Origin of the sequence: Streptomyces sp. HSW2009 (assembly GCF_040240285.1) — a bacterium.
GTDB lineage: Bacteria > Actinomycetota > Actinomycetes > Streptomycetales > Streptomycetaceae > Streptomyces.
Genome location: NZ_JBEHZD010001318.1, coordinates 1 through 7,244, shown reverse-complemented (window position 1 = coordinate 7,244; position 7,244 = coordinate 1). Strand labels below are relative to the sequence as shown.

At 74.5% G+C, this 7,244-nt stretch carries 3 protein-coding genes and 1 pseudogene; 1 reads left to right on the top strand and 3 read right to left on the bottom strand.

Going from position 1 to position 7,244, the window contains the following annotated elements:
- Nucleotides 1-233: 233 nt before the first annotated feature.
- A complete protein-coding gene (locus AAHZ94_RS35680) occupies nucleotides 234-2,300 on the bottom strand; it encodes a M23 family metallopeptidase (RefSeq protein ID WP_349997763.1) in 2,067 nt (688 codons plus the stop codon).
- A gap of 825 nt (nucleotides 2,301-3,125) precedes the next feature.
- Here AAHZ94_RS35680 and icmB point away from each other — a divergent pair.
- Complete coding sequence (gene icmB / locus AAHZ94_RS35675; protein ID WP_349997762.1) at nucleotides 3,126-3,539, top strand: coenzyme B12-dependent isobutyryl CoA mutase small subunit; 414 nt, start codon at nucleotides 3,126-3,128, stop codon at nucleotides 3,537-3,539.
- A 307-nt stretch (nucleotides 3,540-3,846) separates the two neighbouring features.
- On the opposite strand, the gene AAHZ94_RS35670 is transcribed toward icmB, so the two are convergent.
- Both AAHZ94_RS35670 and AAHZ94_RS35665 read right to left on the bottom strand, forming a co-directional pair.
- On the bottom strand, nucleotides 3,847-5,832 hold the full coding sequence (locus tag AAHZ94_RS35670) for a DUF5691 domain-containing protein (RefSeq protein ID WP_349997764.1): 1,986 nt from the start codon (nucleotides 5,830-5,832) through the stop codon (nucleotides 3,847-3,849).
- Nucleotides 5,833-6,019: 187 nt separating this feature from the next.
- Nucleotides 6,020-7,237: pseudogene (locus tag AAHZ94_RS35665) on the bottom strand (SWIM zinc finger family protein); the annotation flags it as partial.
- Nucleotides 7,238-7,244: the final 7 nt, after the last annotated feature.

Sequence of the window (7,244 nt, the reverse complement as noted above, 5' to 3'; positions counted from 1 at the left end):
GGGGTGAGCGGGGCAGGGCGCCCGCTCACCACGCCCGTACGGGCCGCAGTGGTTGTCTCACCGGCCGCGTCCCAAGGGCACACCCGCACGCACCGGGCCTGGGGGCGCACCACCGGGCCGAAAGGGCCCCCACAACGGCGCGATCCGCAGCCGGGCGCGGGGCCGCGGCTGCGGATCGGGTGTCGTATGGGTTCCGGCTGCACGCGGCAAGCGCGTTCAGCCGGGGCCCGGCCTCACGTCGGGTCGAGCCCGTGCCCGCGCAGCCAGGTCAGCGGGTCGACGGCCGAACCGCCACCGGGCCGCACTTCGAAGTGCAGGTGCGGGCCGGTCGAGTTGCCGGAGTCGCCCGAGTAGGCGATGGTGTCGCCGGCCTGCACGGTCCCGGAACGAAGCTTTGTGCTGCTCAGATGGCAGTACCAGGTCTCGGTGCCGTCCGGCGAGGTGACTATCGCCATGTTCCCGTACGCCACGTTGAACTGCGTACGGACCGTCCCGTCGGTGGCGGCCATCACGGGCGTGCCCCCGTCGACGGGGAAGTCGATGCCGGTGTGCAGCGACATCCAGTTGAGGCCGGCCTGCCCGTACATCGCGCTCAGCCCGTGCTGCTGCACCGGGAGCGAGAACTTCGGGCGCATCGCCTCCTTGCGCGCCGCCTCCGCGATCTTGCGCTTGCGTTCGGCGGCCTGGCGCTCCTTGAGGTCGATGCGCTCCTGGGTGCGGCTGGCACGGTTGGCGAAGTTGTCGGCCTTTTCGGTGAGCCCGGCGAGTTGTGTGTCCAACTTGCTGTTGGCCGCCGTCGGCTGGACCTGCGGCCGGTCGGGCACGGCCTGTGCGGCCTTGTCGGCCTTCTTGTCGTCGCTGTCGCTGCCCACCCCGCTGACGGACGCGGCGGCCACGGCCGCGACCCCCATCACGGCGACGGACGGCACGGCCACGGTGAGCAGCGCGGACCGCCGGGACCTGGCGCTCGGCCGACGCCGGCCGCGGCCACCGTCGCGCCGGGCGGGCGGCGCGGTGCCGGCGACCACATCGGTCTGCTGCCGGCGGCGCCCGACCCGGGTGCCGGACTCGGCGGGGGAGCCGGCCGAAGGGCCGGCGGAGTGGGCCGACTCGGCGTCGTACGCGCCGTCATCGGCCGGGTCATCGAGATCGCTCTCGGACAGGACCGGCATGCTGGCCGTGCGTTCAGGCTCCGCCTCGGGCGCTGCGTCGTACGCCTGCTCGTGCGGCCGTGCGTGCGCCTCGCCGGGCTGCGCCTGCGGGAACGGCGATCCGTACGGGTCGGAGTCCGCACCGTACGGGTCCGGGTCGCCGGCGGCGGTCGTCGCGAAGGCGCCGGTGTCCCAGCCGGTGGAGTCCTCGTACGGGTCCAGCGCATCGGCCGCCGGCTCGCCCGGGTGCTCCGCGGCGGCGCCGAGCGGGGCCCCGCCCGCGGCGTCCCCGATCTGGAAGGAGCCGGTTTCCCACTGGACGGTGCCGTACTGGCCGGTGTCGAACTGCCCGCCGTCGTGCCGCCCGTCGTCGAAGGCGGCGGCGTTCCACTGCCCGGTGTCGAACTGGCCGGTGGTGTCGAACTGGCCGGTGGTCTGGAACTGCCCCGTGTCGAACTGTCCGGCGTCGAACTGCCCCGCGCCGTACGACGGCTCCGCGAACGGTGCGCTGTCGAAGCTGCCCGTGTCGAACTGTCCGCCGTCCGCCTGCGCCGTGTCGAACTGTCCCGCCGCGAACTGCCCGGTCCCGTACGAGCCGGTGGCGAACTGCCCGGTGTCGGTCTGGGCCGCGCTTCCCCAGGCGCCGGTGTCCCACTGACCGGAGGCGTCGGCGGAACCGGAGCCCGCCTGCGCGAAGGAGCCATCCGTCTGCTGCGGATAACCAGTTGCCCCGTCCCAGCCGCCGGTGGTCTCGTAGCTACCGGTGTCGTAACCGGCGGACTGACCGTCGTACGCGACGCCCGTGAAGTCCCACTGCCCGGAGTCGTACGAACCCGAGGATGGCGCGGGCGATGACGGTGCGTCGTAAGAACCGTCGTATCCGGTGACGGCACCGTTGTCAGAGAGCGGCGAGGCGTGTGAGGTTACGCCGTCATAGCCGCCGTGTGTTCCGTACGAGGGGTCGCCGATCGCGTCGGCCTGACCGTAACCGGAACCGAGCTGGTCGAAGGTACCGGTGGCAAAACCGTCGTACCCGGAGTGTCCGTGCTGTGCGCCCTGCTGGTCATACGACCCGTAATGCGCTGGTGAGGCATCGGGAGTGGGGGCCGCCGGGTCTGGGGTACCCGACGGGTGACGGTTGTTCACCACCAACTTCTCTTTCGCCTCGACAGCAGGAGAATTAGCGGCGACTGTACCCGTCGGTATGCGATGCCGACAATCTTCCACAGGTTTCCGCCCGCCAGAGAACGGGCATTTGGTCGCCTTTCGGCGCTTCGATCGGCATTACTTGGCCGTAAGTTCGATTTCCGTTCGATAAATATCGTCAAGATCGCGCAACCGGAACCAGATCTGGAGCGTCTATGGCCTCCCTTTCGGCCCCGCCCGCACGGCCTGCCGACCCTTCCCCGCCGCCCCTCGCCAGCGGCGTTGGCTCGTTATCCGCCTCCGCTTGGGCATGGATGGGGGCTGGCTGGAGGGCGGTTGGGGCGGGGCTTCGGGGTGGCTCCCCTCGTGGGCCCGGGCTGGTCGGTGGGGGTGGGGCGGTCTCCGGTTGGGGCCGGAGGGGAAGAGGGGGAAGAGGGGGAAAGGGAGAGGGAGAGATATAGGGGAGAGGGAGAGATGAGGAGAAGGGGGAGAGGGAGGGGCGTTGGGGGGCGTGCCCGCCTGGTTCTCCGGGCCTGCGGAGGCCCCGGACATGGCCGTACCCTGCGCCGGGCGGCTGACGGCACAGGGTACGGCGACTTCGCGATGGCTTCGGGGGTGCGGCTGCGCACCCGATCGGCGGGTCGCGGCGGGGCGTCCGGGTGCCCCTGTGTGATTTCCCCCTCGCTCTGCACGCGGAAACGGCCGCGTACGGGATGCTGGCGATAACGTTCGTTCACACCTAAGGCCCGTGACGGCAGCCGTGCGCGGCAGGTGCCGGTCGACTGCGACAGCAGGCGGTCAGGAATCCATAAAGGCATGGAGGCAGTGATGGGAGTGACCGGTCCGATCCGCGTGGTGGTGGCCAAGCCGGGGCTTGACGGCCACGACCGCGGGGCGAAGGTCATTGCGCGTGCCCTGCGGGACGCCGGCATGGAGGTCATCTACACCGGGCTGCACCAGACGCCGGAGCAGGTCGTCGACACCGCGATCCAGGAGGACGCCGACGCGATCGGCCTGTCGATCCTCTCCGGTGCGCACATGACGCTCTTCGCCAAGGTGCTGGAACTGCTGCGGGAGCGCGAGGCCGAGGACATCAAGGTGTTCGGCGGCGGCATCATCCCCGAGGACGACATCGCCCCCCTCAAGGAGCAGGGCGTGGCCGCGATCTTCACCCCGGGTGCCCCGATCTCCGAGGTCGTGGCCTGGGTGCGGGCCAACATCCGGCACCCCGCCGAGGCGTGACCCACCCGCTGTCAGCAGCCGGCGGATAGCACCCCGTCAAGAGCCCGCCAGGGCGCGGCCCCCTGCCGCAGCCCGGCGGGCTCTGGTGTGGGGCGTGGTCTGTGGGTGGGCGGAACGCGTGGGGGGGCGGAACTTGTGGGTGGGTGTGTCCGCCGGTGGGTGTGCGCTGCTGTGGGCGTGTTCTGCCGGTGGGCGTGCGCTGTGGGTGTGTGGACCCGCTGGTGGGGGAGTCGGTGGCTGGGTGGCTGGGTGTGTCCTGTCGTGGGGTGGGCAGCCCGGCGGCTCGGTGGGTGGGTCTGCCCGGTGGTTAAGCGGGCTCGGCAGGGGGCGCCCGGTCGGTGGGCGTGGCCTGTGGTGGGGCGGGGGCCAGTTCCGCCTGCATGGTGGCCCGTAGGCGCAGCGTGCCGACCAGCCGTTGGAACGCCTCCGACCAGTAGCCGCTCGCTCCGGGTGCGCTGTCGCGGGGCTCTTCGGCCTGGGCGGTCAGTACTTCGAGGCGATCGGCCAGCGCGGGGTCCAGGCAGCGCTCGGCGAGGCCCATGACGCCGCTGAAGCTCCACGGATAGCTGCCGGCGTCGCGCGCGATGTCGAGCGCGTCGACCACCGCACGGCCCAGCGGCTCCGCCCACGGCACCGTGCACACCCCCAGCAGCCGGAACGCGTCGGACAGTCCGTGGGCCGCGATGAACGCCGCCACCCACTCGGCCCGCTCGGCGGCCGGCAACACCGTGAGCAGCTTGGCCGGGTCGCGCCAGGACGGGCCGTTGGGCGATGCGGGCGGCGGCCCACCGAGCGCCGCCCGCGCGGTGGGTGTGGTGGGCCCGTTGGGGGTGGTCTGCGTGGTGTGTGCGGTGCTCGCGGCGGGCATGGCGGGCATGGCGAGTGCGGCAGGTGTGGCGAGTGTGGCCGCGGTCGGTGCTTGCCCGGCACCGGAACCCCGGCCCGGCGCAGCTCCCTGGCCTGTGGGCCCTTGACCTGTGGGCCCTTGGCCTGCGAGTCCTTGACCCGTGGCCCCCTGGTCCGCGGCGGCTTGCGCGGTCGGGTCGGTGGCTGGCGTGGCGTCGTCGCCCGGGGCGCGGAGCAGGGCCCGGGCCCAGTCGGCGTTCCGCTGGCGGACGGCGGCCCGGCCCCAGGCGGCGTGCAACTCCGCCTGCCAGTCGTCGGCGACCGGCAGCGCCAGGACGTCCGCCGGCGTGCGCCCGGCGAACTGCCGCAGCCAGGCGTCGAGCGGCGTGGCCTCCACCAACTGCCCCAGCCACCAGGACCGCTCCCCCCGGCCTGACGGCGGCTTGGCCACCACACCGTCGCGCTGCATTTCGCTGTCGCACTCGCCCGGCGGCTCCACGACCACCTCGGCCCGGCCCCCGTCGGCCGACTCCCGCAGCGTGACGCAGGCCAGGGAACGTACGGCCATCCGGGCGGCCAGCGCGGAGTCCGGCAGCGCCGACAGCAGCTCGGCCGCGGTGGAGCGCACGTTGCGGCTGCGGTCCGACAGCGCCTGTTCGACGAACGGCTCGTCGGCCGGGGTGAGCCCCTCGCGCAACGAGTCGAGGAACATCAGCCGGTCCTCGGCCCGCTCCGCCGCCCAGGTCCCGGCGATCAACTCGCGCGCCGCCGCCGGGTCCTGCCGCCGCAGCGCCGCGAGCAGCGCGACGCGCTCGGCGAACAGCCCCTCCTCCCAGATCTGCCGCGTCGCTGCGGCGTCGAGCGCGGCGTCCGAAGCGGCGGCGTCGGACGCGCCGGCGCCGCCCGCAGGCCCGCCGCGCAGCGCGAACTTCCAGTCCGGGTTGAGCCGCGCCAGCCACAGGGCGTGCGGTCCGGCGAGGGCGAGCGCGGCCGGGCGCAGGTCGGTCCGGGCGCGCGCCGCGTCGAGCAGCGCCGGCAGCAGCGCGGACGGCGCGCGGTAGCCGTGCCCATTGGCGGCCGAGAGCCACTGCGGCAGCAACTCCGCGAGGTCCGGCGCCGTACGGGAACCGCCGCCCCCGGTGCCGGCCCGCTCGGTCAGCAGCATGGCCAGCCGGACCCGGGCCGCGGCCGGCAGGTCGGGTCGCGGATCGTCCGGTGCCGGCGCCGGGCGGGGCCGGGCGGCGGCAGGTCGCAGCCCCGCCCGGTGCTGCACCGTGTGCAGCGCAGCCGCCTCCAGCAGCGCCGTCGCCGCCTCCTGCCCGGGCCGCGGCGCCACCGGCGGGGTGCGCCGGTCGGTGCCGAGCAGCGCGGCGGCCACCAGTTCGTCCCAGTCGGCCGCGGGCTGCCCGGGGGTGTCCTGCGCGGCGGCGTTCGGGGTGTCGGTCAACGTCACGGGGTGCCTCCAGGGACGGTACGGGGCCGGCGGCGTGCAGTGCGGTCGGTCCGGGCCTTGCGTGCAGTGCGGTCGGCCGGGCACGGCCAGGTGCGGGCCGGTGGCCGGCGGGTGGTGCGGTCGGCGTACGGCGCGTACAGCACGTACGGCGCGGGTGGCGCGCACGGCCGGGCGCTCGCCGTCATGGCATCCCCCGGCGGCTGCTCGTCGTCAGGGACACCGGCGAACCGCTCCAGGCGGTCAGCGGGGCGAAGCCACGGTGCCCGCACTCGCCGAAGACGGTCAGCGGGGCGCCGCCGGAGACCGCCGTGAGCTGCCACAGGTCGGACGCGCAGCGCGGATCGACGGGCAGTGCGAACTCGCCCTCGGCGTCGGCAAGTTGCCAACCGCCATCGCCGCCCCGCCCCGCGGTCCCGCGGACGGAGCCGGCGGCTGCGGGCCGGTTGCCGCCCGACCCGCCGGGGCCCGTGCCCGCGGCGGCCAGTGCGTCCAGGGCCGCCGCGTCCGGTATCGGCACGACCCGGGAGAGCACCACCGGCCAGGCGTCCAACCACGGGTCGTCCCGCAGGGCGTCCCCGTAGGCGGTCAGCGCGGTGGAGACGTCCACCCCCGGCGGGGCGGCCGAGGCGCCTTCGTCCGCCGCCCCCGTCACGGCCCCGGCGGGGGAGTGCACCGAGGTGGCCACCGCCCCTGCCGCCGCCTCCGCAGCCACGACCGCATCCGTGATGCCCCCGGTGGCCGGGCCGGGCGTGCCCGTCGCGGCGTGTGCGTCGCCCGCCCACGTCCCGTACCGCGTGCCGAGGACCGCCCGCAGCGGGCGCGCGGCGGGGTAGTACGCCAGGTCCGCATCGAGGGTCAGCCCGACCGGCAGCGCCAACTCCGGGGCGCGGCCCGCGGCGCCGAAGGAGAGCAGCAGCGCCATCAGCCCCGTGCGCGCGCCGCGCAGCCACAGCCGGCGGGTGGTCAGTCTGCCGTCGTCCGAGTCCTGCCGGGCCAGCACCAGCCAGTGGTCCCGCACCAGCTCGCCACGGGCCAGCAGGTCAGCCGTGTCGGTCGTCAGCCCCACCCGCGTACGCGTCGTGGCGGCCAGCGGCGTCGGCAGCTCGGCGATGCGCAAGAAGCCCTGGTTGAGCAGGTGCAACAGGGCGCACTCGGCCAGCAGTCGGGACGGCCAGCCGGCCCCGGAGCCGGTCACCGCCCCCAACTCCCTGACCCGGGCGGCAAGTCCGGGCGCCTGCGCGTCGACCATGCGGGCCGACGTCTCGTCCCAGTGCGCGTACCCCGCGCGGTCCGCGCCGGCCAGGCCGTCCCGGACGAGGTCGGCCAGCCGCTGCTCCAACTCCGTGGCACCGGCCGCGATGCGCTGCTCGCGCTGGGCCTGCCGGTCCGCCCGGCGCCGCTGTCAG

What these genes read in the sequence shown, in the direction of transcription:
- icmB (WP_349997762.1), top strand. Translation starts at nt 3,126, where the DNA reads ATGGGAGTGACCGGTCCGATCCGCGTGGTGGTGGCCAAGCCGGGGCTT.